Annotated in this window: 25 protein-coding genes; 17 read left to right on the forward strand and 8 right to left on the reverse strand. The window is 68.7% G+C overall.

Annotated features, from left to right (window positions below; all coding sequences use genetic code 11):
- Nucleotides 1-30: 30 nt before the first annotated feature.
- Complete coding sequence (locus G5C50_RS15000; protein WP_165070706.1) at nt 31-411, forward strand: hypothetical protein; 381 nt, start codon at nt 31-33, stop codon at nt 409-411.
- A gap of 96 nt (nt 412-507) precedes the next feature.
- On the opposite strand, the gene G5C50_RS15005 is transcribed toward G5C50_RS15000, so the two are convergent.
- The 3 genes from G5C50_RS15005 to rsmH all read right to left on the reverse strand — a co-directional run bounded on the left by G5C50_RS15005 (nt 508) and on the right by rsmH (nt 4,863).
- The gene (locus tag G5C50_RS15005) at nt 508-1,620 is read right to left on the reverse strand and encodes a DUF4185 domain-containing protein (protein ID WP_165070708.1); all 1,113 of its coding nucleotides are present in this window, start codon (nt 1,618-1,620) and stop codon (nt 508-510) included.
- Between the two features lie 232 nt (nt 1,621-1,852).
- A complete protein-coding gene (locus G5C50_RS15010; RefSeq protein ID WP_165070710.1) occupies nt 1,853-3,940 on the reverse strand; it encodes a LysM peptidoglycan-binding domain-containing protein in 2,088 nt (695 codons plus the stop codon).
- A complete protein-coding gene (rsmH, locus tag G5C50_RS15015) occupies nt 3,892-4,863 on the reverse strand; it encodes a 16S rRNA (cytosine(1402)-N(4))-methyltransferase RsmH (protein WP_240907088.1) in 972 nt (323 codons plus the stop codon). The genes G5C50_RS15010 and rsmH overlap by 49 nt, the downstream gene beginning before the upstream one ends.
- A gap of 335 nt (nt 4,864-5,198) precedes the next feature.
- Here rsmH and nusB point away from each other — a divergent pair, with 335 nt between their 5' ends.
- The 16 genes from nusB (at nt 5,199) to G5C50_RS15095 (ending at nt 21,187) form a co-directional block, all read left to right on the forward strand.
- Nucleotides 5,199-5,714, forward strand: a complete 516-nt coding sequence (nusB, locus tag G5C50_RS15020) for a transcription antitermination factor NusB (RefSeq protein WP_206107711.1) — start codon at nt 5,199-5,201, stop codon at nt 5,712-5,714.
- Entirely contained in the window at nt 5,711-6,547 is an 837-nt protein-coding gene (locus tag G5C50_RS15025) for a PHP domain-containing protein (protein ID WP_165070712.1), read from the forward strand. Before nusB ends, G5C50_RS15025 begins: the two co-directional genes overlap by 4 nt.
- A gap of 84 nt (nt 6,548-6,631) precedes the next feature.
- The gene (gene ftsY / locus G5C50_RS15030) at nt 6,632-7,537 is read left to right on the forward strand and encodes a signal recognition particle-docking protein FtsY (RefSeq protein WP_165070714.1); all 906 of its coding nucleotides are present in this window, start codon (nt 6,632-6,634) and stop codon (nt 7,535-7,537) included.
- A gap of 79 nt (nt 7,538-7,616) precedes the next feature.
- Nucleotides 7,617-9,032, forward strand: coding sequence for a DUF1501 domain-containing protein (locus G5C50_RS15035; RefSeq protein WP_165070715.1), 1,416 nt, complete (start codon nt 7,617-7,619; stop codon nt 9,030-9,032).
- A 141-nt stretch (nt 9,033-9,173) separates the two neighbouring features.
- Nucleotides 9,174-10,688 (forward strand): hypothetical protein, encoded by a 1,515-nt coding sequence (locus G5C50_RS15040; RefSeq protein ID WP_165070716.1) that lies wholly within the window; start codon nt 9,174-9,176, stop codon nt 10,686-10,688.
- Complete coding sequence (locus G5C50_RS15045) at nt 10,685-11,320, forward strand: FliG C-terminal domain-containing protein (RefSeq protein WP_240907089.1); 636 nt, start codon at nt 10,685-10,687, stop codon at nt 11,318-11,320. The genes G5C50_RS15040 and G5C50_RS15045 overlap by 4 nt, the downstream gene beginning before the upstream one ends.
- A 47-nt stretch (nt 11,321-11,367) precedes the next feature.
- Nucleotides 11,368-11,856 (forward strand): flagellar biosynthetic protein FliO, encoded by a 489-nt coding sequence (locus G5C50_RS15050; RefSeq protein ID WP_165070718.1) that lies wholly within the window; start codon nt 11,368-11,370, stop codon nt 11,854-11,856.
- Nucleotides 11,853-12,701 (forward strand): flagellar type III secretion system pore protein FliP, encoded by an 849-nt coding sequence (locus G5C50_RS15055; RefSeq protein WP_165070719.1) that lies wholly within the window; start codon nt 11,853-11,855, stop codon nt 12,699-12,701. Before G5C50_RS15050 ends, G5C50_RS15055 begins: the two co-directional genes overlap by 4 nt.
- A 17-nt stretch (nt 12,702-12,718) precedes the next feature.
- Entirely contained in the window at nt 12,719-12,985 is a 267-nt protein-coding gene (locus G5C50_RS15060) for a flagellar biosynthetic protein FliQ (RefSeq protein ID WP_165070721.1), read from the forward strand.
- 23 nt (nt 12,986-13,008) lie between these two features.
- On the forward strand, nt 13,009-13,776 hold the full coding sequence (locus G5C50_RS15065) for a flagellar biosynthetic protein FliR (RefSeq protein ID WP_165070723.1): 768 nt from the start codon (nt 13,009-13,011) through the stop codon (nt 13,774-13,776).
- 13 nt (nt 13,777-13,789) lie between these two features.
- A complete protein-coding gene (locus G5C50_RS15070; RefSeq protein ID WP_165070724.1) occupies nt 13,790-14,818 on the forward strand; it encodes an EscU/YscU/HrcU family type III secretion system export apparatus switch protein in 1,029 nt (342 codons plus the stop codon).
- A gap of 195 nt (nt 14,819-15,013) precedes the next feature.
- Complete coding sequence (locus G5C50_RS15075; protein WP_165070725.1) at nt 15,014-17,257, forward strand: flagellar biosynthesis protein FlhA; 2,244 nt, start codon at nt 15,014-15,016, stop codon at nt 17,255-17,257.
- Complete coding sequence (locus G5C50_RS15080) at nt 17,254-18,390, forward strand: flagellar biosynthesis protein FlhF (RefSeq protein ID WP_240907090.1); 1,137 nt, start codon at nt 17,254-17,256, stop codon at nt 18,388-18,390. The genes G5C50_RS15075 and G5C50_RS15080 overlap by 4 nt, the downstream gene beginning before the upstream one ends.
- Before the next feature lie 550 nt (nt 18,391-18,940).
- Nucleotides 18,941-19,717 carry a FliA/WhiG family RNA polymerase sigma factor gene (locus tag G5C50_RS15085; RefSeq protein WP_165070727.1) on the forward strand — a complete coding sequence of 259 codons (777 nt, stop codon included), beginning with the start codon at nt 18,941-18,943 and terminating at the stop codon, nt 19,715-19,717.
- A gap of 253 nt (nt 19,718-19,970) precedes the next feature.
- The gene (locus tag G5C50_RS15090) at nt 19,971-20,681 is read left to right on the forward strand and encodes a hypothetical protein (RefSeq protein ID WP_165070728.1); all 711 of its coding nucleotides are present in this window, start codon (nt 19,971-19,973) and stop codon (nt 20,679-20,681) included.
- A 62-nt stretch (nt 20,682-20,743) separates the two neighbouring features.
- Entirely contained in the window at nt 20,744-21,187 is a 444-nt protein-coding gene (locus tag G5C50_RS15095; protein WP_165070730.1) for a hypothetical protein, read from the forward strand.
- 165 nt (nt 21,188-21,352) lie between these two features.
- Here the strand turns inward: G5C50_RS15095 and G5C50_RS15100 are convergent, their stop codons facing one another.
- From G5C50_RS15100 to G5C50_RS15120, 5 genes are all read right to left on the reverse strand, one after another.
- Complete coding sequence (locus tag G5C50_RS15100; RefSeq protein WP_165070731.1) at nt 21,353-22,468, reverse strand: TlpA family protein disulfide reductase; 1,116 nt, start codon at nt 22,466-22,468, stop codon at nt 21,353-21,355.
- Nucleotides 22,468-22,836 (reverse strand): hypothetical protein, encoded by a 369-nt coding sequence (locus tag G5C50_RS15105; protein WP_165070733.1) that lies wholly within the window; start codon nt 22,834-22,836, stop codon nt 22,468-22,470. Before G5C50_RS15105 ends, G5C50_RS15100 begins: the two co-directional genes overlap by 1 nt.
- 106 nt (nt 22,837-22,942) lie before the next feature.
- Nucleotides 22,943-23,731 carry a class I SAM-dependent methyltransferase gene (locus tag G5C50_RS15110; protein ID WP_240907091.1) on the reverse strand — a complete coding sequence of 263 codons (789 nt, stop codon included), beginning with the start codon at nt 23,729-23,731 and terminating at the stop codon, nt 22,943-22,945.
- A gap of 89 nt (nt 23,732-23,820) precedes the next feature.
- Entirely contained in the window at nt 23,821-24,447 is a 627-nt protein-coding gene (locus G5C50_RS15115) for a hypothetical protein (RefSeq protein WP_165070735.1), read from the reverse strand.
- 226 nt (nt 24,448-24,673) lie between these two features.
- Nucleotides 24,674-26,035, reverse strand: coding sequence for a DUF937 domain-containing protein (locus G5C50_RS15120; RefSeq protein WP_165070737.1), 1,362 nt, complete (start codon nt 26,033-26,035; stop codon nt 24,674-24,676).
- Nucleotides 26,036-26,066: the final 31 nt, after the last annotated feature.

A 26,066-nucleotide genomic window follows, 5' to 3' on the forward strand; every position in this document is an offset into this window, starting at 1 on the left:
CAGGGCTTGGCTATGGACCAGATAGCGTTGATGAGTGAGGAGACCGAGGCGGGGGCCGAATTCATCGGCCGCTTTGACGCGGTGATTCCGGTCAAAGTCGCGTTCTGGCTCAATCCGACGGAAGCGGGCCGGTGGTATCTCTACATCGCGTCCGACGAATTCGACGACCAGAACCTCGGACCTGGTTATCGGGAAGTCCTGCGCCAGGCGAAGGAGCACTCGAACTTCTACGTCGACCCTTTTCGGGTGCGACTCATCCCGGCGCGCGACCCCCGGGCTCTGGCCGCGTTGGATATTCACCGAAGGTATCCGAGCCAGCGGCCGACTCGCATCGGAGCCGGAGCCTTCGGCGGGATGAGTGTGGATGGAGTCTTCATCTATCCAGCCGCAGCGGGAGCGCCGACGGTTTGAGAGGCCGCGACAAAGCCGCCGGTATCTTCGGCAACCGGTACCGCGCGACTTACGTGGGAGCGTAAGCACAACCGGCACGTGATCCGCTATCAGCAATTATGGGCCGGAACTTGTGACCAATCGGATCGTGGCCCGGCGGACGCTGAAGTAGTCTTCGCCCGAGAAGACGAGGTGGAGGGTCTTCCCGTCGGCCCCGGCCCATTTGGTGGGGAAATCGCCGTGTTCGCCGGGGCCGGCGTCCCAGCGGGGGGTGAAGTAGGCCGTGGTCCACGGGCCCCAGGGTTCGGGGGCGTCGTAAACGGCGAAGCCGCCCTCGAACCGGGTGTCGGCCCTGTCGGGATGGCCTATCGGCTGGGGGATCTGCTGCCACCAGAGGTAGCGGCGGAGGCTCGGTTGATACGTCATGGCCGACCGCAGGCAGGAGCCGGGGTTGGTGAAGACGCCTTCGCGGCGGCCGGCGTCGGGGGACCACTTTGGCTGACCGTCGACGGAGCCTGTATAGAACTCCCAGGAGGATCGCTCCGTCAGCCGGCTCTTCGGCGCCCGCATGAGGATGAACCGGTCGGCCGGCGTGTGGGCCTGGGGACCGTCGTGCGAGTAGGCGTAGACGAAGTCGTCTCGTGCGTCCTGGTAGTTTCGGCCGAAGTTGACGAAGCCGACGAACCCAAACTCGTCGAGCCGCCAGTCGGCGAACGTCCAGGTCCGCGCATGGTCGGTCGACCAGGCGAGTTGGGCCCCGCTTCCCTGCCCGTCGACGTGGTCCAGCCAGAGGTACAGCACGCCGGCCACCGACAGCAGGCCGGAGCCCTTCTTTCCGCGGCGGCCGTCGCCGAGCTGTTCGCCATTGGAGGGGACGTTGACCCCGACGAAGTCGCCCGGTCCGCCGGCGATCCGGGCGAAGCCGCAGCTCAGCTTCCGCTTCGACTTCGGCGGGAAGCCGGTCCCGTCGCCGAACGTCGTGTAGAGGGCGTCGTCGTCGGCCCAGGTCAGCGGCCAGTTGTCGCCGTCCCGCGCCTGACGAACCACCGTGTCGAGCGGAGCCCATCCCAGCCCGGCGATGACCGGACTCGGAGGATACGGCGGGACCGCCTCTTCGCCGTTCACGAAGTCTGTGAGCACGAAGAGAAGGACAAGCCCAGCCAGGAATCGACTCACTCGCTGAAAGCGCACAGCCCCCCGGCGCATCTGGAACCGCTTGTCGCACGTCATGGCTTCGCCAATCCCCGAACAGAATTCAGGTTTCGACCCCATGATAGTAATAGCAGGACCGGCCGCGGGAGGGACGACGGAAGAACGAACGCGGCAGGCGCATTCTCGCGAAAACTGACCGATCGAAGCCAATTGCCGAGGTTGGATTTTGGTGCTCAACCCATTGATCCGAGAACGACTTACGCCGATCGGGTTCGGTCGCGCATCGGCGCGAGCGAACCCGATTCGGTGGTCACTCGGCGTCGTCGGGGAGGTTGAGGACCTGGCCGACGGGGAGGCGGGCCGGATCGTCGATGACGTCGCGGTTGAGGTCGAGGATCTCGCGGGCGCGTCGGGAGTCGCCGAGGCGGTCGCGGGCGATCGTGCGCAGGGTCTCGCGGGCGCGGACCTTGTGGACGGGGGGCGATGCGGCGCGGCGGCTGGTCGCGGCGGGTTCGTCGAAGTCCTCGCGGGACGATGCGCGGCGGCGTTCGCCGGTGTCGGCGGTTCGCTCCGTGGAAGGGTCGGAGACGGGGAGGTTCAACTCGCCTTCGAGCTTTCCACGGCGGACGGGGACTCCGGCAGCGGCGGTCCGGGGGGCCTTCGCGGGGGCGGCGGCCGTCTCGGCGGGGTCGCGGTTGCGAGAAGATCGTCCGCCGGGGGGGTCGATGTAGGCCGGGTCGAGGTCCTCGGGGGGCGGGATCCGGATGACGGCGCCGACGTACAGGTCTTCGAGCCGCTGGAACTGGTCGGCGTTGGCCTTGCCGAGCGCCCGGTAATAGCGGCCGGAGGCGTAGTGGGTCCGCGAGATCGTCCAGAAGTTCTCGCCGGCCTGAACCTTGTGGAGAACGGTGTCCATCTTGCCTTCGTCGGACGCGGCGGCCGCTCGCGACGAGGCCCTGGAGGTGACGGCGGCCGCCGTCGCTCCGGCGGCTCCGGCCGCAGCGCCGACGGCCGCGGCGGGCCGGGTCTCGACGGGGACGAACCGGATCGGCTCCTCGTTCGCCGCGCGACGAGCGTCGCGCAGGGGATCGCTGGATTCGCCCGTGATGGGATCAACGCCGTCGCGGGAATCCATCTCCTCGGCGTCGAGCTTGACGGGACCGCCGTTGTGCTTGAGCGGCAACCAGTCGGTCTTCGGCTCCGCCGTCGGCGGCGAAACAGACGAGGGGGCCGTCGGTTCTGGAGTCGGACTCGGCATGTTCGGACCGGGGGCGGCTTCCGCCGCAGCGGCTCCGGCGATGGCCCCCAGGGCCGGGAAAGCGGCCGGAGGCGCGGACGGCTGGACGGGCTCCGCCGGCGGGGTGAACGCGGGTTCGGCCGGGGGAGTCGACGGCTGAGAGGCCGGAACGTCGCTCTTCTGCGGCTTCGGCGAAGCCTCGGCCGGAGGCGCAGGGGCCGGAGCCTCAGGCTCGACGGCGGGGGCCTTGGGCTCTGGCCCAGCCGGGAACGCCGGCGCGGGGGCCTTCTCGGAGTCGGCCGCCTCGGGGGCTGGCGCGGCGGCGGGGGCCGGCATCGCGGGAGGGAGTTCCGGCTCAGTGGTCGGCGTCGGGTCCGGACCTGGGGCTGGGGCCGGGGCCGGGCCTGCGGGGGGGAGTTCCGGCTCAGCAGCCGGCGTCGGGTCCGGGGCTGGGGCCGGGGGCTCCTCGATCGGCTTGGCGCTGGCGAGCAACAGCGAGGCACCGGGCTCGACCGCCGGTTCGACCGCGGGCGCCGGGGCCGGAGCGACGGCCTCGCCCGCCTTGGCGTCGATCATCGACGGCAGTTCCGGCATCGCCGGATCGCCGCCGGCCAGCTTGACCTCGGCCGGCTGGGGAGTCGGTTCAAGGGTGGCCGGGGCGGGACTCGCTCCCACGGGAGTCGGGGCGGGAGCGGGGCCTTCGGCGACGGACTCGGCTGCAGGGGGAGTCGGGCCGGAGTCTTTCTTCGGATCGGCCTCGGCACCCTTCGGCGAAGGGTCGGCGCTCGCCTGGGAGGCCGCTGCATCGGGGGGCTCGATCTCGACAGGGAGGGGAGCCTTGCCCGATCGCAGCGAGAAGACGCCGCAGAGAACCAGGGCCGACAGACCCGACGCGATCGAAGCGCGGGGGTAAGCGCGGGCCAGCCCGCCGACCTGGGACGCAGCGGCCGTCGTTCCGCCCCACGCCTTGGAGGCGATTGGACCGATCGCCCCCAGGATCCGGGCGATCGCCTTGGGGGAGGTCGGATCTTCCTCGAGCGCCTCGGCCACGGTCTCGACGGCCTCGGCGACCTCCTCGGAGGGGAGGACCTCGGCGGCGTCTTCGTCGTGGATCAGTTCCTGGGGCTCGTCGGGGTCGGGATGGGTTCCTGGTTCGACCATCGTTCGGCCACCCTTAGTTTGGCGCTTCGGGCGCGGGGGTTGACGGCGGTTTCCTCGGCCGTCGCAGTGATCGGTTTCTTGGTCAGGACGGTCCATCTCGGGTCGTTGCGGAACGCCCACTTCACGCGCCGGTCTTCCAGCGAGTGGAAGCTGATGATCGCGGCGCGACCGTGCGGGGCCAGGATCTCGGGGAGAGTCGCCAGGATCGAATCCAGGTGCTCCAGCTCGTCGTTGACGAGGATCCGGAGGGCCTGGAAGACCCGCGTCGCCGGATCGATCGGCCCGTGCCGCAGCTTCCCGGGGATGCAGCGGCGGACCAGATCGGCGAGTTGGGTCGTGGTCGTGAGCGGCTCAGCCTCCCTGGTCTCGACGATCCGCCGGGCGATCCGGCGGCTGAACCGTTCCTCTCCGAACTCGAAAAACGCCTTCGCCAGCTCCTCGTCCGACAGCTCCGCAAGCAGGTCGGCAGCGGTCGGGCCGTCCGAGGTCGGGTCGAACCGCATGTCCAGCGGGCCTTCCGTCCCAAAGCTGAAACCCCGGTTCCGCCAGGCGAGCTGGTCGGATGAGAGCCCCAGATCCAGGAGGACGCCGTCCACGGTCCCGGCCGCGATCCCGAGTTCCGCCAGCCCCTCGCGCATCGCGCTGTACGGCGCGTGGACGAGGTCGACGGGGAGCCCGGCGGTCGCCGCGCGGGCCAGTTCCAGCATGTTCGGGTCGCGGTCGAAGCCGATGACCTTCCCGGAGCCGACGAGTCTGGCCAGAGCCGCGGAATGCCCGCCGGCGCCGGCCGTTCCGTCGACGAGGATCGATCCCTCACGCGGCGCGAGCCATTCGATCACCTCGTCCATCAGGACGGAGCGGTGGACGGCTCGGGGCGGCTGGGGTTCGGACCCGTCTGGATCGGGAGGCCTCTCGGTTGACACGGCCAGGACGCTCGTTTCGCTGCCAAAGACGTTGGACCGACCCGTTCCCGGGCCGGCGCCGCGGACTCTACCCGACCGCCCAGACCTGTCAACCCCGAGGCCCTCGCGGGCGCTCGGTCGGCCGGGACGATCCCTCTTCATCTTACAATCGGTCGGCCGCCCGGTGGGCTTGAGACGGACTTCACCGCGGCGGCTCCCCTTTTCGACGCCCCCCGTCAAGGGATATGATGGAAATCCGAGGTCGAGTGGCGCCGTCGTGAGACGTGACGCGGACCAGGGACGGCGAAGCCGTGCTGTTTGATCGAGGCCGACGATACGGCCAGAGCGAGTGCATCATGACCCGACGTTCCCGAGGCCGCGAAGTCGCCCTCCAGGTCCTCTACCAACTCGAACAAAACTCGGGCGTCGTCACGCCGGACGTCCGACGCTTCATCGACCGCCGTCTGCTGCGCGACCGCGACCTGGCGGCGTTCACCCTCGGGCTCGTTGAGGGAGTTCGGCAGCACGGGCCCGCGATCGACGAGGCCATCAAGGAGGTCGCCGAAAACTGGCGGCTCGACCGGATGGCGGCGATCGATCGCAACATCCTGCGTCTCGGCGCCTTCGAGATCCTCCACCGGCCTGAGGTCCCCGCCAAGGTCGCCATCAACGAGGCGCTGGAACTGGCCAAGCGGTACAGCACCGCCCAGTCGAGCCGGTTCGTCAACGGCATCCTCGACAAGGTCCTTCAGAACCGAGACTCCGCCGAGGGCGAACGCCCGGCCGACGAAGCCGCGGCCGACCCGGACGTCGAAACGGCCCCCGAGGCCGCGACGCCGCCTGCGGCCGTTGAGGAAGGCCCCGGCGCGTGAACCGCCGCGACGCCGACCTGCACGTCCACACGACCCACTCCGACGGCTCCTGCTCCCCGTGCGAGGTCGTGATCGCCGCGGCTCAGGTCGGCCTGGCGGCGATCGCGATCACCGACCACGACGCCGTCACCGCGTTGGCGGTCGCTCGTCCCGAGGCCGATCGGCTGGGCGTCGAGTTGGTCCCCGGCGTGGAGCTGACCTGCGAGTACCGAGCCCGGGAGGTCCACCTCCTGGGCTACTACTTCCGCGACGACGACCCCGACCTCCTGGCCGCCGTCGCCCGCCTCCGGGCCAGTCGCGCCGAGCGGCTGGGCTCGATGGCCGCAGCGCTGGAAGGGCTCGGACTGATCGTCGACGTGGAGGCCGTCCGCCGCTGCTTCCCCCGCGCCGCCTTGGGCCGCCGTCACCTGGCCGAGTATCTGTACCGGACCAAGCAATCGCCCAGCGTTCGCGAGGCGTTCGACCGCTGGCTGGCCGACGGACGTCCTGCGTGCGTCGAGAAGCTCCGGCTCGACGCCTTCGAGGCGATCGCCCTGGTCGGCAAGGCGGGCGGCGTCGTCTCCTGGGCCCACCCCCCGTACAACACCAACCTGGAGTCGCTGCGAGCTCTCGCGGACGCCGGCATGGCGGGCGTGGAAGTGGCCGGTCCGGGCGTCCAGAACCGCGTGGGCCGGCGGTTCCGCGACTGGGCGGCGACCCTTAACCTCGTCCCGACCGCCGGCTCGGACTTTCACGCTGCTGACCGGCCCGGACGGCGGGTCGGGGCTTACGTCACCCCCGACGCGGACCTTTTGCATCTCCGCGAACGGGCCGGCGCGTCTCGATCTGGGTGAAGATGTTAGAATCGGAAGCCTCGCTCGTCGGCGTGGCGTAAGGTCGGCGACGGACGGTTGGGAACAGGGAATTGCAGGGCGGACATGGCGATCAAAGGGATCCTGGAGCGGTTCAAGAAGGGGCTGGCCAAGACGGCGCAGCTGTTCAACGTCCGGTCGTGGTTCGGCCGGAAGGTGGACCAGGAGTTCCTGGACGAGCTGGAAGGCCGGCTGATCCAGGCGGACGTCGGCGTTGCGGCCACGCGCCGAATCATCGACTCGGTGCGGGAAGCCTACGCTGAGAAGACGGCCGACGAGCACCTCGTGGCGTTCGTCAAGGACCAGCTCAAGGAACTGCTGCGCGACGTGAGCCCGGAAACGCTGGCGGTCTCGTCCAAGAAGCCGAGCGTCTATCTCATCGCCGGGGTGAACGGGTCGGGGAAGACGACATCGATCGCCAAGCTCTCCCAGAGGCTGCGGAACGAGGGGAAGTCGGTCACGCTGGCCGCCTGCGACACCTTCCGCGCCGCCGCCGCCGACCAGCTTGCAATCTGGGCCGGACGCTCGGGTTGCGAGATCGTCCGAGGCGCCCCGGGGGCCGACCCGGCGAGCGTCGCTCACGACGCCTGCCAGCGCGCCCTGGCTCGCGGCAGCGACGTCCTGATCGTCGACACGGCCGGCCGACTCCACACCCAGACCCACCTGATGCGTGAGCTGGAGAAGATCAAGTCGGTCGTCCAGCGCCAGATCCCCGGGGCGCCGCACGAAGTCCTGCTGGTCCTCGACGGCACCAACGGCCAGAACGCCATCCGCCAGGCCGAGGTCTTCACCAAGAGCATCGGCTGCACGGGGGTCATCCTGACGAAGCTGGACGGCACGGCCAAGGGGGGCGTCGTGGTGGCCGTCCGCCAGACGATGCAGCTTCCCGTGAAGTTCCTGGGCGTCGGCGAGGGGATCGAGGACTTCCAGCCCTTCGACGCCGAAGCCTTCGTCGAGTCTCTGTTCTCCTGATCACGGCCCTTGGCGCGGCGGCGGTCGCTCGGCTACGGTTTGTTCAACGTCCGTTGAACAGGTCGGGCCGGAGGCTGCCATGACTCGCCCTCGTCCGCAATCCGCCTGCAGCGGCCCGACGCGCCGGGGGCTTTTGAGCGCCGCGCTGGCGTCGGGGCTCGGCCTCGACCTGCCGGGCCTGCTGCGGGCCCGCGCCGAAGGGCGTCCCGCCGGATCGTCGCTGCCGCCGATCCGGTCGTGCATCGCGATCTTCTACTACGGCGGCCCGAGCCAGCTCGACACGTTCGACCCCAAGCCCGACGCACCGGCCGAGATCCGCGGCGAGTTCAAGACGATCGCGACGAGCGTCCCCGGCACCCGGATCTCTGAGCACCTGCCGATGACGGCTCGGGTGATGCACAAGATCGCCCTGATCCGGACGATGCACCATGAGAACCGGCTGCACGACCCGGCGTCGATCCACACCTTCACCGGCCGGCTGCCACCTCAGGGGGACTTCGAGCTGTTCTCGGCGGTCCCCCAGCGCTTCCCGAGTTGGGGCGGGGCCGTCTCCTACATGATGCGGGACCGCGATCTGCCGGTCGCCCATGCGATCCTGCCATTCGCCTTCCACAACGTCGTCGAGACGCCCTGCCAGGGGGCGGGCTTCCTCGGCCCGGCGTTCGATCCGTTTCGCATCGGGATCGACCCCGCAGGACAGTCCTACCGTGCGGACCTGCTGGTCGGAGCGGAAGGCGTCGGCCCGGACAGGAGCCGTCGCCGTCGCGACCTTCTGGAGGCGATCGACGCCCAGGCCGCATCGAATCAGGCCCGCGAGATGCGCCGGCATTATGAGAAGGCGTACCGGCTCCTGGCCTGCGAGGAAGTCGCTCGGGCGTTGGAGATCGGTCGCGAGGACCCCCGGACGCTCGCCCGTTACGGCGTGCCGGACGGGCAATGGGCTCAGGGCGGGACCACCGGCGCGGAGCTGGGGTACGCACGCAATATGCGGGGGTGGAACCTGCTGGTCGCGCGGCGACTGGTGGAGGCCGGCGTCCCGTTCGTGAACGTCGCCGACTTCCAGCAGCAGGGGCAGAACTGGGACTCGCACGCGAAGAACTTCGAGCAGCACCGCGACCACCTCTTGCCGCCGATGGACCGGGGCCTCTCCGCCCTGATCGAGGATCTGGACGCCCGCGGCTTGCTGGAAAGCACCCTGATTGTCGCCCTCGGCGAGTTCGGCCGGACGCCGAGGATCAATTCAACGGCCGGTCGCGACCACTGGCCCGATTGCTACACGGCCGTTCTGGCCGGGGGCGGCGTCCGGGGCGGGGCGGTGCACGGCGTCAGCGACCGCTTCGCCGCGCAGCCGGCCTCTGACCCCGTTTCCCCCGCCGACCTCGCCGCCACCATCTTCTGGCGTTTCGGCCTCGACCCAGCTTGCCAGATCCGCGACCCCGAGGGGCGTCCCTTCCCCCTGGCCGACGGAACGCCGTTGACCCACATGTTCGGCTGACGGCTGGGCTCCGTCGCGATTGACAGATCGGTCGGATTGTGGATAACACGGACGCCCTCGTTGCGCCCGGCGTCTTGAGCCCAGGGAAGGGTGAACACGTCGCGCGGTCCGCCGCCGTCGGGGGCGATCCGTGGAGGATGGATGGCGACCTTCCGCATCGACGCCCTCGGCCGAACGCCGGCCCGCCTTCGCAACTGGTTCGACCGCGCCCGCAAGGCGACTGGTGGTCGATCCGCGCCAGCGCGGCTGGGATTGATCGCGGTCACGGCCGGCTGCCTGGCCGTCGCCGGATGTCTGGCCGTCTGGTCCGTCGGCTCGGCTGATCGAGTTTACCTCGCCGCCGGCCGCGTCTTCCGGCCCGACGACCTCCACAAGATCGAGCGGGCCCTGCAATCTCAGGGAGTCGAGTACCGGATTGACGACCGCCGCATGAGCGTCGCCGGCCGACAGGCCGAATCCGCCGCCGCGCTCGTCGCCAAGCTCGACCTGGGACCGCGCTCGCCCCGGGAGCTGCGCGACGTCGCCCCGGCCAGTTCCTTCTTTGAGAGCCCCAGTGAGAAGGAAGACCGGCTTCTACGCGGACGAGCCCAGCTTTGCGAGGCGTTCATCGACGATCTGCCCGGCGTTGAGAGCTCGCTGGTTAGGATCAATCGCAGTCAACAGCGCGGGGGGATTCGTCCGACTGTGAAGTCGACGGCCTTCGTCAGCATCCAAACCGAGGGGGGGCGTGACGTGCCACTCCCCACCGTCGACTCGATCGTTTCCATCCTCATCGGCAACGAGCCCGGCCTTCAGCGGGAATCGATCACGGTCATGGACGGCGCGGGGCGTCGCTACCTGGACGCCGGCAATCCCGAACTGACCGCCCTGACCAACAACCGGGCCCACGAGGACGAGATCAGCCGGCGGATCCGCGACCAACTGGACTGGATCAAGGACGTCCGCGTCACGGTCACGATCCACGACCCTCCTCCGGCCACGACGCCCGCGCCGACCGTCCAGACATCGTCACCGAAGTACGAACCGGCGACGACTCACGCGGGGATGTCCGTCGGCCTCAACCGGGCGATGGAGATCGAGACCGACGAAGAGCCTGCACCCGCGCCGGAGGTCGTCGTTCCTGCTCTCCCCACGCCGGCGAAGCGTCACGGCGAGGTCTGGGTGCTCGTCCCGCGGAGCTACTACTACAACGCCACCCGCAAGCCCGAGGGAGGCGCTGCGTCCCACGAGGACCACGTCGCCCTGATGAACCGGACGGAGGGGCTGGTCCTCAACGCGGTCCGGCTCGCGGCGTCCGACGACGACGGGATCGAGTGGGCTCCGCCGAAGGTCGACGTCTTGCCCGACGAGATGCCCGTCGATACCGCTCCATCCGTCGCCGTCTCGTCATCTCGGCGAGCGGCCCGCGAGTGGGCGTTGGCAGGTGGTGCGGGGGCGGCCGCGGCGGCCATTGTGGCGATCGGCACCTGGATCCTCGGCGGCTTGCAGCCCTCGCGGCGGAGTTCCTCCTCGCGGAGCGGCGATCTGCGCTACCACCGTGGAACGCCCGGAACGCCGGCTCCGACGGAGCGGGTCCTTGAATTCGTCCGACGCAATCCGGAAACCGCATTCAGCGTCCTCAACCGATGGACGACCCAGGGAGGGGGGAGGTCATGAATCCGACGGCCCCGTCCGCTCGACCGACGCAACGCGCTCGCGACATGGGCGACCCTCCGCGCGTGACCTCGCCCACGGCGAACGCGCCCGAGGCCGCGCCGCCGATCATCGATCCGCCGTCGATCACCGCCATCCCGCCCCTGCGCAAGGCGGCGATCGTACTGGTGAGCCTGGAGCAGTCGCTTTCCTCGCAGATGCTCGCCCACCTGGATCACGCCGCGGTCGAGGCCGTCACCTGGGAGATCGCCCGGATGGACCGCGTCGACCCGGCCGAACAGGCCGTGGTTCTGGAGGAGTTCCTGGCGCTCGGCCTGCGACGGCTCTGCTTCGTTTTCGAGGACGTCCTTCGCATGGACGACCGCCAGCTCCGAGCCGCGTTTCGCCCCGAGGACGCCGAGGCCTGGGCGTTGGCCCTGGCCGGCTCGGCTCCGCCGCTGCGGGCCAAGGTGCTTGGCGCGCTGAACACGTCGGCCGCCCTGGTGCTCCAGCGTCATCTGGAGAACCTTGGGCCGTTCCGGCTCTCGGACACGGAAGTCGCGCAGGTGGAGGTCGCGGAGTTGCTCCGGATCCTCTCCGACCAGGGCGCGATCGACCTGCCCGATCCCAGCGGCCGGGAAGAAGTGCTGGTCTGAACGCCCCGGAAGGACTCCACGCTTCGCCACGGATGAGGGGACGTCGTATGGCCCGAACCAAACTCCTGCTGCTGTCTCTCGCCCTGCTGCTGGCGACGGCCCCGGCCGTACCAGCCCAGGAAGCCCCCGCGCCCGAAACGGTAAAGTCGTCGCGGGAGACGCTCGCCTCCCGGAAGTCGCGTTCAACGCTCGCGCCGACCTCGCAGGCCTGGTGGCTGGGGACGGCCGTCATGATCCTGGCGCTCGGCGGCGCTGGTGCGATCTGCATGGCCGCGAAGCATCGGACCGAGAGTGGGCCGACGGTTCGCCTTCAGGTCGTCGGCCGGGTCGCACTCCCCCCGAAACACGCGGTCTTCGCCGTGAAAGCCGGCGGTCGGACGCTTCTGATCGGCGTCGGCCCCCAGGGGGCGCCCTCGCTCGTCGGCGAGCTTGACGCCGACGATGAACCCGTCGTCGAGCCAGCCAAGGTCTCCACGCCTCATCGCCCGGTCCACACCCAGCCACGCTTTGACGTGAGGATCGGAGACGAATCATGAACGGCCGAAACGCCGCGCGATGGTTCGCCGTGATACTGCTCCTGACGCTCGCATCGCCATGCCTCGCCCAGACGCAGGCGCAGCCCGGTCCTCAGCGCAAAGCGGCGGTCACCCAGGTCAACACGCCTGTCGAGGTCCCCGAGCCCTCGCCGACGCCCGAGAAGGCTGCGACGCCGACCATGGCGGCCGACGCGTCGCGGACGGTTCAGCAGGTCTTGATGTTCGGCGCGGCCTCGCTCATCCCGGTGGCGCTGCTGACGATCACGCCGTTCGTGCGGATCAACATCGTGCTGATCCTGCTGCGACAGGCGCTGGGGAGTCCGCAGGTGCCGGGGAACCAGGTGCTCACGGCGCTCTCGCTCTTGCTTGCCGCCCTGGTAATGCGGCCCGTCGCCGAGAAGGTCTACGTCGAGGCGATCGAGCCCTACCAGGCCGGTCGCGTAGGCGTCGCCGAAGCCTGGCGGACCGGGTCGGAACCGATCAAGACGTTCATGGTCGATCAGATCGTCCTGACCAACCATCAGGAATACCTGACGACGCTCTACGACCGGGCGCATCCCGGCGCGTCCTTCGGTTCGAAGCCCGACGCGGCGGAGGACTTCCCGATCGGAGTCGTCGCGCCGGCGTACATCCTCAGCGAGCTGACGACGGCCCTGAAGATCGGCTTCATGCTCTACCTGCCGTTCCTGGTGATCGACCTGGTGGTCTCAGCCGTGCTGGCGGCGATGGGGCTGTTCATGCTGCCGCCGACGCTGGTTTCGACGCCCGCCAAGTTGATCGTCTTCGTCCTGGCCGACGGCTGGCTGCTGGTGGCCGACATGCTGCTCGCCAGCCTTTCGGCCTAGAAGGAAGGAGCCCGCGCGTGGACCTCAACGTGACGATCGACTGGACCCGCGAGGCTCTCCGGCTGGCCCTGATGCTGGGCGGGCCGATCCTGGCCGCGGCGCTGGTGGTGGGGCTGGCGGTGAACGTTCTTCAAACCATGACCCAGCTTAACGAGCCGGTCGTCGGCCTGGTGCCGCGGTTGGTGGCCGTGGTCGTCGCCACTCTCGTCCTGCTGCCCTGGCTGGCGGCCCGTTGGATCGAGTTCACGGTCGATCTCATCGGCTCCATCCCCGACATGCTCTGATCCTGTTGCGAAGGCGGGCCTTGATGGGCGACATCCCGATCGAGCTGGGCTGGTCGTGGGCGACGGCGACGGCCTGCGTCCTGGCGGGCGCACGGACGGCCGGCGTCTGCTTCACGGCTCCGACCCTGGCCGCCCCCGGGCTCGACTGGCGGTATCGTATCGTGACGGCGCTGGCGCTCGGCGTCTGGACGGCTCCGCTCGCCGCGACTGCGATTGGGACGCCCTCCTCACCCTACGGCTTCGGCGGTCTGATCGTCGGCGAGGCGCTCGTGGGGGCGTTGCTGGGGCTGTCGGCGTCGCTGGTGGTGGCCGGCGCTCGGCAGGCCGGCGAACTGGTTGCGGCCCAGGCCGGCCTGACGACAGCCTCGCTCTTCGACCCTGAGACGGGAGAGGAAACCTCGGCCCTCGGCCACCTTTACGGCCTGATCGCGATCGCCGTCTTCCTAGCGATGAACGGCCCGCTCGTGGTGCTCGACAGTCTGCTCCGGAGCTTTGAGGCGATCCCCGCCGGCTCGCTCGTCTTCGAGCGGAGCGTGATCCAGCAGTTGTTCGGACGCGCGGCCGAGGCGCTTCAACTGGCCGTTCGCGCCGCGGCGCCGCCGGCGATCGCCCTGGCGACGGCCGGCGTGGCGCTCGGATGGCTCGGCCGACTGGCCCCAAGCGTCCCTCTGATGGCCCTGTCGCTCCCCATTCGCGCGACCCTCGGCGTTCTTCTTATTATGGCGAGCTTGGCCGCCTTGACTGCCTGTCTGGAAGGCGGCTGGTCGGCCTGGGCGACCGGCGGATTCTGAGCGGGGAGGAGTGATGTCTGAGGACCGCACCCAAGCCGCGTCGCCGCGTCGCCGCCAAATGGCTCGCGAGCAGGGGCAAGCGGCGCACAGCCCAGAGCTGACGGCGGCCGTCGGTTGGCTCGTCGCTGTGGCGATGCTGGCTGCTTTTCAAACGAGCCTTGTCGGCTCGCTCGTCGAGGTTGTCCAGTCGCCGTTCGCGAGCCCCGCCGCTCGTCTCAATAACGCGGTCGATCTGGCGAGGCTGGTTCGAACGGCGATGTGGGGCGTTGCGATGCCGGTGGGGGCGGTGGTCTCGGGTTTCGCCGTGGGCGCGTTCGCGGCGCATCAGTTTCAGACCCTCGGCCTGTTCGCGCCGGGGCTGATCGCCCCGGACGTTTCGCGGCTTTGGAGGCCCGGGCGGGGCGGGGGATTGGGAGCGAAGGTCGAGCGTTGCGTCTGGTCTGCGGCCAAGGCGGTCATCCTGGCCGGCGTGATGATCTGGGGCGTGCGTTCGCGTTGGGATGTGCTTGAAAGCCTGAGTTTCCTGGACTTTCCTGACGCGGTTCGCGGCGGTCTCGGCGCCTTGCTGGCTCCGGCCTGGACGCTGGCGGCGGCGATGCTCGCGGTCGGGATCGTGGACTATGGGCTTCGCTCCTCGCGGTTCGAGGCCATGCTGCGGACGACGCCCGAGGAACATCGAGAGGACCAGCGGACCATCGAGGGGGATCCCCGGACCCGAGCCTCGCGACGGAGGCTGGCGAAGTCCTGGCGCGAGGGGGCTTCCGAACTCCTCGAAGGGGCGACTCTCGTGCTGACGGGCGACGGGGGACTAATCGTGGTCCTCGCCGGCGGACCGCCGCCGCGCAAGGTATTCGTCCGGACCGCGGCGCGAGGGAAGTCGGCCGCGCCGCTGAGAGCCGCGATCGCGCGGGCGAATCTGCCGACGCGCGAGGCTCCGTCGCTCGCTCGGCTGATCGTTTCGAGGCCGGCCGCATCGTCGCGCGGGGCGATCGCCGATCCGCTGCTGATCGCCCAGATTCGCGCCCTCTGGCAGACCGCCTGATCCGGCGTAGAAAAGCAGGTCAAGCAGTCCATTCGCCCTGGACACTTCCGGGCGTCGGAAGTATGGTCCCTGCACACATCACGCGGGCCGGTTCCGGCGCGCAGGTCCAGGCATCCTGAGTGGGTTCGTTGAGATTGCGGCGACGCTTCGCGCGTTGGGTCGCGCTCGATCGTTCGGCCTTTTGGAGAGGAATGGATGCCCCCCTCGACGTCCGGTAGCAACGCCTTCTGGCGGAATGCTTCGAGCCTGGTGCTGCCGCTGACGATCGTCGGCGCGGTGCTGGTCTTCGTCGTACCCATCTCGGCCGAGGTGCTCGACCTTCTCCTTTCAGCGAACCTCACGCTTGCGGTGCTCGTCCTGCTGACCACGCTGGCGATCCGGACTCCCCAGGAATTCAGCGCGTTCCCGACGATCCTGCTGACGACCACGCTGACGCGGCTCGTCCTGAACGTCGCCACCACCCGGCGAATCCTCACCCACGGCGGAGTGATGGGCCTGGATGCGGCCGGCACGGTGGTCCGGGCGTTCGGCCAGTTCGTCGCCGGCGACCAGGTGCTGGTGGGCGTGATCCTCTTCTCGATCCTCGTCGTCATCCAGTTCGTCGTGATCACGAAGGGCGCCACGCGCATCAGCGAGGTCGCCGCGCGGTTCATGCTCGACGGCCTGCCTGGGCGGCAGATGGCCATCGACGCCGACCTGCACGCCGGGATCATCGACCAGCATCAGGCCCACGCCCGGCGTGACGAGGTCTATCGCCAGGCGGACTTCTTCGGGGCGATGGACGGCGCCGGCAAGTTCGTCCGGGGCGACGCCGTCGCGGGCGTGGTGATCCTGCTGGTGAACATCGCCGGCGGCCTGTTCATCGGCGTCGTCCAGCACGGGATGGCACCGACGGAAGCGATCGACGTCTTCACCCGACTGACGATCGGCGACGGTCTGGTCAGCCAGGTTCCGGCGTTCCTGATCTCGCTGGCGGCGGGCCTGATCGTCACCCGATCGTCCTCGGCCAGCGACCTCGGCCGCGACGTCGTCGGCCAGCTCACCCGAAACCCCAGCGTCCTGGGCGTCTCCTCGGCGTTCCTCGCCCTGCTGGCCCTCACCCCGCTGCCGAAGCTCCCGCTGCTGACGCTCGCTGGCGTCCTGGGCTGGCGGGCCTACCGACTGAGCGGGCAACCGGTCGAGGAGACCGACGAAGAACGCGAGGCTGAGCCTCAGACCCGGCCTAACACACGGACCGACGCAGCCCGAGCCGAAGCCGAGCCCCACGTCCGTCCGGCCGCTGCGAGATCGCCTGAACCGGCCCGTCCCGCGAGCGACCCGGCCTCGGACGACATGCAGAACCTGTTGCACGTGGACCTGTTGGAGTTGGAGATCGGCTACCGGCTGATCAGCCTGGCCGACTCCACTCGCGGCGGCAACCTGCTGGAGCGACTGCGGACCGTTCGGCAAGACGTGGCCCGGGAGCTTGGCCTGATCGTCCCGCAGGTTCGGATTCACGACGAGATCGGCCTCTCGGCCCACGAGTATCGGGTGAAGATTCGCGGCACGGTCGTCGGCGGAGGTTCGGCTTACGCGGGCCGGCTGCTGGCCGTCCCGCCGGCGGGGCTGGCTGAGCGTCCCGAGGGACGCGAGGCCGTCGAGCCTGCCACCGGTCGCGCCGCGGTCTGGATCCACGCCGAAGGCCGCGAGGTCGCCGAACTGGCCGGGTGCAAGATCCTGGACGCCGCCGCCTACGTCGCCTCCCACTTCGGCGAGATCGTCCGCAACCACGCGGATGAGTTGCTGACCCGCGAACAGGTCGACCGTCTGCTGGATCGCGTTCGAAGCACGTCTCCGACGCTCGCCAACGAGGTCGTCCCCGGCCTGATGCGGCCCGGCGAGTTGCAGCGGCTGTTGCAGAACCTCCTGCGAGAGCAGGTGAGCGTTCGCGACCTGGAAACGATCCTGGAGACGATGGCCGTTCACGCGGGGAAGACCAAGGACGTGGAGTCGCTCACGGAACTGGCCCGCCAGAGCCTCGCGCGTCAGATCACCGAGAGCCACCGCTCGGAAGACGGCCGGCTGCGGGTCGTGACGCTGGCCCAGGATCTCAACGCCAGGCTAGCGGCGGTCGCCGCGCAGTCGGAGGCCCATCCCTCGGAAGCGCTGGGGGACGAGACGGTCCGCAACATCCTTCGCGCCGTGGCTCAAGGAGTCGCGGCCCTGGTCGACGCCGGCCTGCCGCCGATCGTGCTGACGACGGCCTCCGCTCGAGCCGTGCTCAAGGACCTGACCCGCGCCGATTTGCCCCGGCTCGTCGTCCTCAGCCAGCGCGAGATTCCCCGCGATACGCCCGTCGAAGTTCTCGGGACGATCGTCGAGGATCCGATCGAAGAGGATGAAGCAGACGCGACCGGCCAGGATCCGATCTCGTTCGCCACTACCGAGGCGTTCGCATGAGCGCCGCGGGGCCCGCAGGACGGGCCGTGGTCGCAGGCGCCGCGAAGGTGCGGACCTATCGAGGTCGGACGATGCGCGAGGCCCTGACGCGGGTGCGCCGCGACCTCGGGGGCGATGCCGTGATTCTCGCCGCGCGAGAGGTCCGCCGCCGTCGGCTGTTCGGGCTGGGCCCTGACCAGTCGGTGGAGGTCGACGCCTCGCCGCCGCGATCGGAGTGGCTCGCGACGCCGGCCGACTCGCGACCCCCTCGCGGACTTGGCGGCGATCTCGGAAAGCTCCACATGATGGTCGGCGCGGTGAGCCGCCGGGGGGCGGTCGAGCAATGGACGCCCGAACTCCCCTCTGGCCTGGCGACCGCCTACGCTCGTCTCCTCGATCTCGACGCTCCCGAGCCCCAGGCGCGAGCCCTCGTTCGCGAGGCGGCCCGCGGCGGCGATGCTGAGGAATCCACGATCCCCTCGACAGGCGTCGTCGCCGTCAGGCAGGCCCTGGAAGACGCCCTCTCGATCGCCCCGCCGGTCCGCCCGGTCAGCGGCACGCGGCGGGTCGTGGCGCTCGTCGGGCCGACGGGTGTGGGGAAGACGACGACGATCGCCAAGCTGGCTGCGACTCTGAGGCTTCAGCAAGGGGCACGCGTCGGCCTGCTCACCGTCGACGCTTACCGCATCGCCGCCGTGGAACAGCTCAAAACCTACGCCGAGATCCTCGACGTGCCGATCGCCGCGGCCGACGACCCTGAGTCGGCCCGTGGGGCTCTCGACGGTCTCGACGCTGCGGACGTCGTTCTGGTCGACACGGCCGGACGAGGCCCTCGCGACCGTGAGCGCATCGGCGAACTGGGCGATCTTCTGGCTCGATTGCGGCCTGACGAGGTCCATCTGGTCCTGTCCGCGACCACGTCCGCGCGGGGCCTTGGCGCGTCGGCCGAACTGTTCGCCCCCGCGCATCCTGACCGCTTGATCTTGACCAAGCTCGACGAAGCCGAGACTCTTGGGCCCTTGCTGGCCGTCCTCGGCCGAGCCGACCTCCCCGTCTCCCATCTGACGACGGGGCAGGCCGTGCCCGACGACGTCGAGGCCGCCTCGCGGGGCCGCCTCGCTCGGTTGATCCTCGGCGAGGAGGCGGTCGCATGAGCGTGAAGCCGAAACCGAAACCGATTCGCGTCGACGAGATCCCCCGGAGGCGTTCCATGGACGACCAGGCCGAGAGCCTCAGACGACTGGTCCAAGCACGCCGCGATTGGGAAAGGCTCACCACCGGCCCTCCTCGGCGTCGGCGGGTGGAGGACGAGCCGTCGCGGAGGCCGACTTCGGCGTTCGGAGGCGGAGAATCACGCGGAAGCAGACGCGACGAAACGCGGAATCCGGGCTGACGCCCCCGGGACCGCGTCCAGCCAGGGACGGCGGACGACGGTTGAGAATGGCGGGCGGGTTGTTCGGGTTCTTCGGACGATGAGGCTCAAGACGAATGGGCGGGTCGTCCGATGAATACTGAGGATCGAGTTCCCTGAATGGTGAGGGGCGGGGGGCGGAATCGCCGACTCGGCCGACAGGTCCTCTAACGGGGGCCGACTCGGCGGGAGGAGATTCGCCCCGATCGAAGGAGGGCGGGCGGGCCGTCGCCCGCTCCCTGAGGCCGCACAGGGATGTGCGTCCCCTCGCAGCAGCCGACACGGAGGTCAGGATGTCAACCAAGGTGGATGTGGATGTGACCGAACTCTGGCGGGAGTTCAAGGAGCACCCCACCACGGAGCTGCGGAACCAGTTGGTCGAGCGTTACTTGGCTCTGGTCAAGTACAACGCCGAACGCATCTGGCAGCGCCTCCCCGAGGGGGTCGATCTTGACGACCTGATCTCGGCAGGGGTCTTCGGCCTGATGGATGCGATCGACGCCTTCGACTTGACTCGCGGCGTCAAGTTCGAGACCTACTGCGTACCCCGCATCCGCGGCGCCATGCTCGACGAGCTGCGCACGATGGACTGGGTCCCCCGGCTGGTGCGGTCCAAGGCCACCAAGATGGAGGAGGCCCGCAAGGAGCTGGAGGCCCGCCACGGCCGGCCCCCCACCGACGTCGAGCTGGCCGAGCGACTCGGCCTGCCGATGGAAGAATACGAGAAGATGGCCAACGACGCCAACGCCGTCGGCCTCATCAGCCTCAATAAGAAGTGGTATGAGACCGACAGCTACAAGGACGTCCGCGAGATCGACATTCTCGAGGACAAGAAGGGCGAGGACCCCACGCGTCGCCTCCAGCGCAAGGACCTGATGCGCATGGTGACGAAGGGGCTCAACCGCAACGAGCGTCTGATCATCATTCTCTATTATTATGAAGAATTGACCATGAAGGAGATCGGCGCGACGCTCGACCTGAGCGAATCGCGGGTCTCCCAGATGCACTCTTCGATCATCCAGCGGCTTCAGTCTCAGCTCTCGCTCCGCCGCCCCGAATTCGGCACCTGACCGGCCGTTCGGGCTCGAACTCGACTCGATCCAGCCGCGATCCGCGGCCCCGTCACCGCCGACGGGGCCGACCCGATCCGGCCCGCCGAGCCCGCCCCCCGACTCTCGGGAGCCCCCCGAAGGTCGGGGGGCGGGCTCGCGCGCCGTGGTCGCGTTCCCCTTCCCGCGACATACGGCCTACACTTAGAATGAATCCCGCGACGCCGTCGCCGACGGCTGATCCCAATCCGCAACCGGGTGACCCGACGACATCATGAAGACGCGACACGTTGCGCCGGCCCTCGTCATCTGTCTGGCCGCCCTCGCCGGGGAGTCGCCCGTTCGGGCCCAGGGATTCGGCTGGGGCGGGTTCGCCATGCCCTGGGTTCCCACCCCCACGAATTTCGTCAACGACTGGGCCCTCCAGAACGCAGCCCGGGCCGGCCGGCCCCCGTCGAACAACGTCTACGCCAACAACCCCAACTCGTACATCAACCGCTTGCGCGACCCCGGCTTCACGCCGACCCAGGACGCGCGCGGCTTTTCCTACGGCAGCCGTCGCGCCGCGGAAATCGCCGCGGCCCAGGCCGCGCGGTCCCCGGGCGAGGTCGCCGCACATGGCTCCTCCGCAACGACGGCTCCCCCGCCTCCGCCCCCCGCGAAGCCGGCTCAGCCCGTCGCCAGCTTCTTCGACGCTTCGGGCCGCCTCGTCTGGCCGGCCGAGGCGCCGACCAACGGCGACCTGAAGGCTAAACGAGACGTCTCCGACCAGGCTGCGGCCGCGGTCCGCCGCGAGGTCGACGCCCAGGGCTGGGCCCCCATCGCTCTGGCCGCAGAGGCTCGCCAGAAGCTTCTGGACTACGGCCGTCCGGCCCTTCAGGAAGTTCGAGCCTCATCCACCCCGATGATCGCCCAGACCTTCCACGAGTTTCTGATGAGCCTTTACAACGCCATCGGCTCGGCGACGGTTCCTCCGCCCCATTGAAGACGGGCTGGGGCTGGTTTGGCTGAATTGATCCCCGGTTGGTTGGCGAAGTGCGGGGCGGCGTGTTGAAGTCGAAGCTGCTCGATTGGATCGTGATGACCACCAGGGACGCCGCTTGGGCGCCGTCGCTGGTTTTCCTCGCCCACGCCGTCGCGTCCCTCGGCTTTCACGCCTACCAGCGCTGGCCGTCGCTCGACATCCCGATGCATTTCCTCGGCGGCGTCGTCATCTGCTATTTCTACCACCGAGCCTCCATCAACGCCTCGGCCGTCGGACTTCTCGGTCCGTTCCATCGCGTGACCCATGTGATCCTGGTCTTCGCACTGGTCGCGACGACCACGGTCTTCTGGGAGTTCGCGGAATACATCAGTGACCAGGTCTTCGGGACGCACGCTCAGGTCGATCTCGAAGACACGCTCCTGGATATGTTGCTAGGAATCGTCGGAGGCGTGGTCTTCCTGACCGCCAACTCTGCTCTTCGCCCGGCCCGGCGGCTGGGCTCCTGAGCCCTCGACGCCGGAGAGCCGCCAACGGCTCAACGGCTCCAGCCCGATCAAACCGGCCGACCAGGGCCGTTCGGTAATGGACCTGTCACGGAAGCGCATGAAAACGGGCGGCCTTCGTTGAACGAAGGGCCGCCCGTTTCATTTACGGCTCTTCGCGATTCAGCCTCAGGGCTTGACCAGCTTCGAGACGGTGGGTTCCAGGTTCTTGCGGACGAGGTCCAGGCCGACGATCTTCCCTTCGCGGTCGATGAGGACGCTGGCGGGGATCTCGGTGACGCCGTAGGCGCGGGCGATGTCGCCGGCGCCGGGGCGGTTCATCAGGATCGGCCAGCGGAGGTTGTAGTCCAGGGCGAAGCGGCGGACGTTCGGGATAAAGCTCTCGACGCTCGCCTTCTCGTCCTGGAGCGGGTCCAGGTTGACGCCGACGATCTCGAAGCCCAGGCCGTGATCGGCGTCGAACGTCTGCTGGAGCCAGGCGACCTCGGCGGCGCTGGGGAGGCTCCAGGTGGCCCCGAAGACCACGAGCACCACCTTGCCGCGGAGGGCGGCCAGGTCGAAGGACCGGCCGTCGATGTCGGTTCCCTGGATCGCTGGCGCCGGCTTGCCGATCAGATTCAGCCGGTTCAGTCGCGAGGCGAGATAGCCCTTGACCTCAGGGTGTTCCGCCTGGGTCGCGAGAAGTTGGAACGCCCGGGTCGCGACGTCGTAGCGGCCGGCATGAACCAGGCGCTGATAATAGGCGTCGGCCAGTCCCAGCACCTCGGCCGTGGAGAGGGTGCCTTCGGCGTGCGCCTCGGCCTTCTTCGCCATCAGGGTCGACAGATCCTTCAGCGACTGCTCGAAGTCGCCGCGGTCGCTCTCGGCGATCAGCTTGACGAGGTGGGCCAGCACCCTGACGGTCGGCGAAGGGAGTTGGGCGCGGATGGCGGCGTCGGCGGCCGGTTCGACCTCGGCGAAGACGTCGGACGCGATCGCCGAGCGGAAGAGTTGCTCGTAGACCGGGGCGGCCTCTTTGGGGGAGAGTCCGGCGGCCAGGGCTTGCAGCTTCGCCAGGCGTTCGACTTCCAGCCCCTTGAACTTCTGGGAATACTCGGCGTCGATGGCGAGGATGGCTTCGGCGGTTCCCTTGTCGGGGGTGCTGAGTTCAGCCCGCTCGCTTCTGGCCGTCGCCGGCGCCGTCGGCGCGACGGCCGGCGCTTGCTGGCCCCACGCCGGTCCGGCGGTCAGCAGCAGCCCAAGCGTCGCGGCTCGGGAGGAGCGGGTCACGGAACGGCGCGTCATCATAGGATCTCCTGATCGGTCAGGGTCGAAAATCGGGCGATCGGGGGTGGAGCAGAGTGATCGGCGTCGGTCTTCTTCGGCGTCGTGGACTTCGTGCGGGCCTTCCGGGGCGCCGACGGCTTCGGCGTGGGACGGTTCACCAGCCGCCACAACGCCGCGGCGAAGAGCATCGCCGCAACGATCGAGACGGCCCAGAGAGCCGCCTTGACGCCCGCCGAAAGAGGCTTCGCGGGCGTGTCTCGAAGGAACTCCGAGAACGGCCTGGACGGGCCCGTCGTTGATGGGGCCGTCTCGTCGATGAACAGGTCGTGGCCACGCCGCTTAATTGAGATCTCCTGACCAGGCTGTTCGCGTCGCTCCCCGGACATACCGCCATTCTCCACGCGAGACCGGGCCGCGACGCCCCCCATTTCGGTCGCCATTCCCAGACTAGTGTCGGCGGCCGGCCTGCACAAGGGAGGCCGTCGACCGGGGTCACGCCTCGGCGTGGAAGAACCAGTCCCAGCTCGGCGGTTCGGCGGCCAATTCGGTTGCTCCGGCGAAGTTCTCGTCCCATGGGTAGAGGACTTTGTCCAGGGTTACAGAACGGAAGCCCGCCTTGCCGAATCGATGCTGGAACTCGAACGGCAGCCAGAATTTTTGCCTCAGCCCCTGGTATCGGAACCGGCCGAAGGCGAAGTCGTAGCAGTTGTGTTCGCCGTGGATCGCCGCGAACCGCTCGGCTTCCGACGGCGCCAGGCCGCGTTCCAGGGCCTGGTCGTACAGCAGCATCGTGTGGTACTGGATCGCATCCATCGACGGCGCGATCCCCAGAAAGACGCCGCCGGGCCTCAACGCGCGGTGGATCGCCGTGAGGACGCGGTGAATCCTTTGGACGTCGGGCATCACCAGCGAGTTGACCGCCACGGCCACGTCGAGCGGTCCCGAGAGATCCTCAAGATCCTCCATCGTTCGCTCAAGAAACATCACCCGGTCGCGGTCGGCCTCGGCCACGCGTCCTCGAGCCCGTTGCAGCATTCCGGGAGCGAAATCCAGGGCGACGACGCGTCCAAACCGTTCCAGCAGCCGATTGATCAGCGGGCCGGTGCCGCACCCAAGGTCGGCCACGGTTTTCGTCTCAGGGGCCTCGATCGCGTCAAGCGCCTTCCAGAGTGGGTTCTGGACGCCGGGGCCGTAGGGGTTGAGGAAGACCTCGTCGTACCGTGCCGCATGTCGGCTCCAGGATCGGCTCTGGTCGGGCGTCTTGCCGCTGAAAGTCGTCACGATCGCCATCGTCCTCCGCAATGCGGGCCCGTCTCAGCCGGTTCAGCCGTCTTCTACTTAACTAATCATAGAACGTCGAAGCGACGGCGTCAGATCCTGCTCGTCGCTGATTCGGCCGTCAGGACCAGTTCGGAGCCGTCGAGTGTCAGGCCGCCGAGACGAGGAAGGGCGACGAAGTCGAACTCGTTGGCGTTGCCGAAAGCCCACGAGGCCGCTCGCGTCCGGCGTTTCGTCCCTCCCGAGAGTCGTCTCCAGGCGGACGTCATAAGCGTATCAACGGGCCTCTCGGATTGGACGACGACGCGTCGCCTTCGTGACAGGGCGTCCACGATCGGGGCGATCCTCGCGTCGACTTCTCCCGAAGGCTCTTTCCCCAGATTCACGGGTTTGACGCGACCTCGGGGGAGAGGAGTGTTCTGGTCGGCCGCCGTCCAGTCGTTGCGAAAGGCGGGGGCGAATGCCAGGGGGCAAGCCCCAGCGCGTCGATACGACCACGGTGAAACGAACAGGGCGTGGAAGGCCAGCGCCCCGGGTCGGCCCTGATCGTCGCAGCCAAGCGAGTCCACCTGAACGATCATCCACGCGGAACGGTCCACCGGCATCGCGAAGACGCTCTGGAACGGGTCCACTCGGGAAGGACGCTCGCCGAACCGGCCGCAGGCCCGCTTCATCGCGTCGCGCCATGCCGGCGTGCAGCCTTCTGAGGCCGTCAGCATCGCATAGCCGCGTGACCAAAAGGGAAAACTGCCATACACCGCTTGCTCGTATCCGATCGCGCCGAGGATCACCGCGCAGGGACTCCGCAAAAGTTCGTAGGGGAATGCTCCCGAGCATAACCCAATCATGCGGATGCGTGGAGGCCGCCGCTTTCGAAGGCGAGCGGTCCGACCGCTTCGAACGGTCGGACCGTGGGGGTGACGCATCAGCCGCGCGCACAGGTCGTCATTCGACGATCAGCGAAATGCTGATCGGGACGTCGTCCTTGACGACGGCCGCCGGATGCTCGGCCGGAAGATTGGCGGCGACGGTGTCGATGATGATTCGATCCGCTGGGACGCCGGCGTGCACGAGAGAGTCGCGGACGACTTCCGCGTGATGCAGGGCGGCTTCGCGGGTGACGAGCTTGGGCGCGTCCTTGAGAGATTCCCGCCCGCTGACCTTCAGTTTCACCTGGGGATAGGCCGCGGCGATCTTGGCGATGTCCTCAATCGAGTGGACGCCGTCGGTCGTGAGCTTGCCGTCGCCGTCGAAGATCAGGTCGGAGGCGACGAACGTCTGCGCGACGACGGGCTTGCCGTCGCGAAGGGCCTTGTACATCGCCTCGATGTACGAGTTCTCAGGAACCTCGATCGTCACATTGTTGGGGAGCGTCAGCGAGACGCCCTTCGCCATCGTTTCGACGACGGCTCGGCCCGATTCGATGACGGCGGCCGACGCTGCGGGCTGTTCAGGTTTGACTTCGTGCACGACGCTGGGAGCCGCGGGAGCCGGCTGGGGGACGACCTCAACGGGGCGCTCGCCGGCCCTGGGGAGGAGGTAGAAGCCGGCCAGAAGGGCCAGGGCCGCCAGAGCAGCCGGCACGGCCCATCGAGCCATCGAGGGCTCGGGTTCGGGGCGGACGACTCGCGTGGAGACGGAATCACGAACGACCGCGGGACGCGAGGACGGAGTCGTCGTCCGTTCGACGGAGGCTCGCTCGGCATACGTCGCGCCAGGCGTTCGTTGCGGGGAGTCGAGATCGGCGAAGCTGTTCAAGCCCATGGCCGCGGCCAGCCCGCTCGGGGCCTGCCGAAGGATGGTCTCGCGATGGTCGGCCAGCAAGCTGCGCAGACTATCCAGCGAGAGATCCCGGCCGCTCGACGCCTTGCGGATCATGCCCGCGAAGGCCGGAGCGAGAAGCGAAAGGATCGTCGAGGCGCTCGACGGCTTCACTCCCGCATCGTCCGCGACAAGGTTCGACACGCGATCCAGCTTGTCTCCCAGGATGGAGCGAAGCATGGAATAGCCATGCTTGGCGAGCGACTCAAGAGAACCACTCTTGAGCATCTCGTGGAGGAGCCCCGGCGAAGCCGAGAGGTTGTCGAGCCGCGCCAGTTCCTGAGGCTCGCGTCGAAGCGAGTCGAGCAGGGCGGAACTGTCACGCGCGCCGGTCAGCATGTGCAGCAGGCCGGCGAGGATGGAGGAACCCCCGATCGAGATCGCCCGTTCGACGCGGTCCGGCGCTTCCTCCAGCGTCCTGGCGATGTCGTGAACGACGTCGCTGTTGAAGATCCGCTTGACCTGATTCAGGAGGTCGATCGACATGATGCGTACTCCATCAGATGGCGGCCCGTCG

This window comes from Paludisphaera rhizosphaerae, from assembly GCF_011065895.1.
GTDB lineage: Bacteria > Planctomycetota > Planctomycetia > Isosphaerales > Isosphaeraceae > Paludisphaera > Paludisphaera rhizosphaerae.

Coding starts and splice junctions, on each gene's coding strand:
- G5C50_RS15005 (WP_165070708.1), bottom strand. CDS start 1,620: ATGACGTGCGACAAGCGGTTCCAGATGCGCCGGGGGGCTGTGCGCTTT.
- G5C50_RS15115 (WP_165070735.1), bottom strand. CDS start 24,447: ATGCTGACGGCCTCAGAAGGCTGCACGCCGGCATGGCGCGACGCGATG.
- G5C50_RS15035 (WP_165070715.1), top strand. CDS start 7,617: ATGACTCGCCCTCGTCCGCAATCCGCCTGCAGCGGCCCGACGCGCCGG.
- G5C50_RS15080 (WP_240907090.1), top strand. CDS start 17,254: ATGAGCGCCGCGGGGCCCGCAGGACGGGCCGTGGTCGCAGGCGCCGCG.
- ftsY (WP_165070714.1), top strand. CDS start 6,632: ATGGCGATCAAAGGGATCCTGGAGCGGTTCAAGAAGGGGCTGGCCAAG.
- G5C50_RS15120 (WP_165070737.1), bottom strand. CDS start 26,035: ATGTCGATCGACCTCCTGAATCAGGTCAAGCGGATCTTCAACAGCGAC.
- G5C50_RS15105 (WP_165070733.1), bottom strand. CDS start 22,836: ATGTCCGGGGAGCGACGCGAACAGCCTGGTCAGGAGATCTCAATTAAG.
- G5C50_RS15075 (WP_165070725.1), top strand. CDS start 15,014: ATGCCCCCCTCGACGTCCGGTAGCAACGCCTTCTGGCGGAATGCTTCG.
- G5C50_RS15065 (WP_165070723.1), top strand. CDS start 13,009: ATGGGCGACATCCCGATCGAGCTGGGCTGGTCGTGGGCGACGGCGACG.
- G5C50_RS15090 (WP_165070728.1), top strand. CDS start 19,971: ATGAAGACGCGACACGTTGCGCCGGCCCTCGTCATCTGTCTGGCCGCC.
- G5C50_RS15085 (WP_165070727.1), top strand. CDS start 18,941: ATGTCAACCAAGGTGGATGTGGATGTGACCGAACTCTGGCGGGAGTTC.
- G5C50_RS15045 (WP_240907089.1), top strand. CDS start 10,685: ATGAATCCGACGGCCCCGTCCGCTCGACCGACGCAACGCGCTCGCGAC.
- G5C50_RS15055 (WP_165070719.1), top strand. CDS start 11,853: ATGAACGGCCGAAACGCCGCGCGATGGTTCGCCGTGATACTGCTCCTG.
- G5C50_RS15040 (WP_165070716.1), top strand. CDS start 9,174: ATGGCGACCTTCCGCATCGACGCCCTCGGCCGAACGCCGGCCCGCCTT.
- G5C50_RS15070 (WP_165070724.1), top strand. CDS start 13,790: ATGTCTGAGGACCGCACCCAAGCCGCGTCGCCGCGTCGCCGCCAAATG.
- G5C50_RS15000 (WP_165070706.1), top strand. CDS start 31: ATGAGTGAGGAGACCGAGGCGGGGGCCGAATTCATCGGCCGCTTTGAC.
- nusB (WP_206107711.1), top strand. CDS start 5,199: ATGACCCGACGTTCCCGAGGCCGCGAAGTCGCCCTCCAGGTCCTCTAC.
- G5C50_RS15050 (WP_165070718.1), top strand. CDS start 11,368: ATGGCCCGAACCAAACTCCTGCTGCTGTCTCTCGCCCTGCTGCTGGCG.
- G5C50_RS15100 (WP_165070731.1), bottom strand. CDS start 22,468: ATGACGCGCCGTTCCGTGACCCGCTCCTCCCGAGCCGCGACGCTTGGG.
- G5C50_RS15010 (WP_165070710.1), bottom strand. CDS start 3,940: ATGGTCGAACCAGGAACCCATCCCGACCCCGACGAGCCCCAGGAACTG.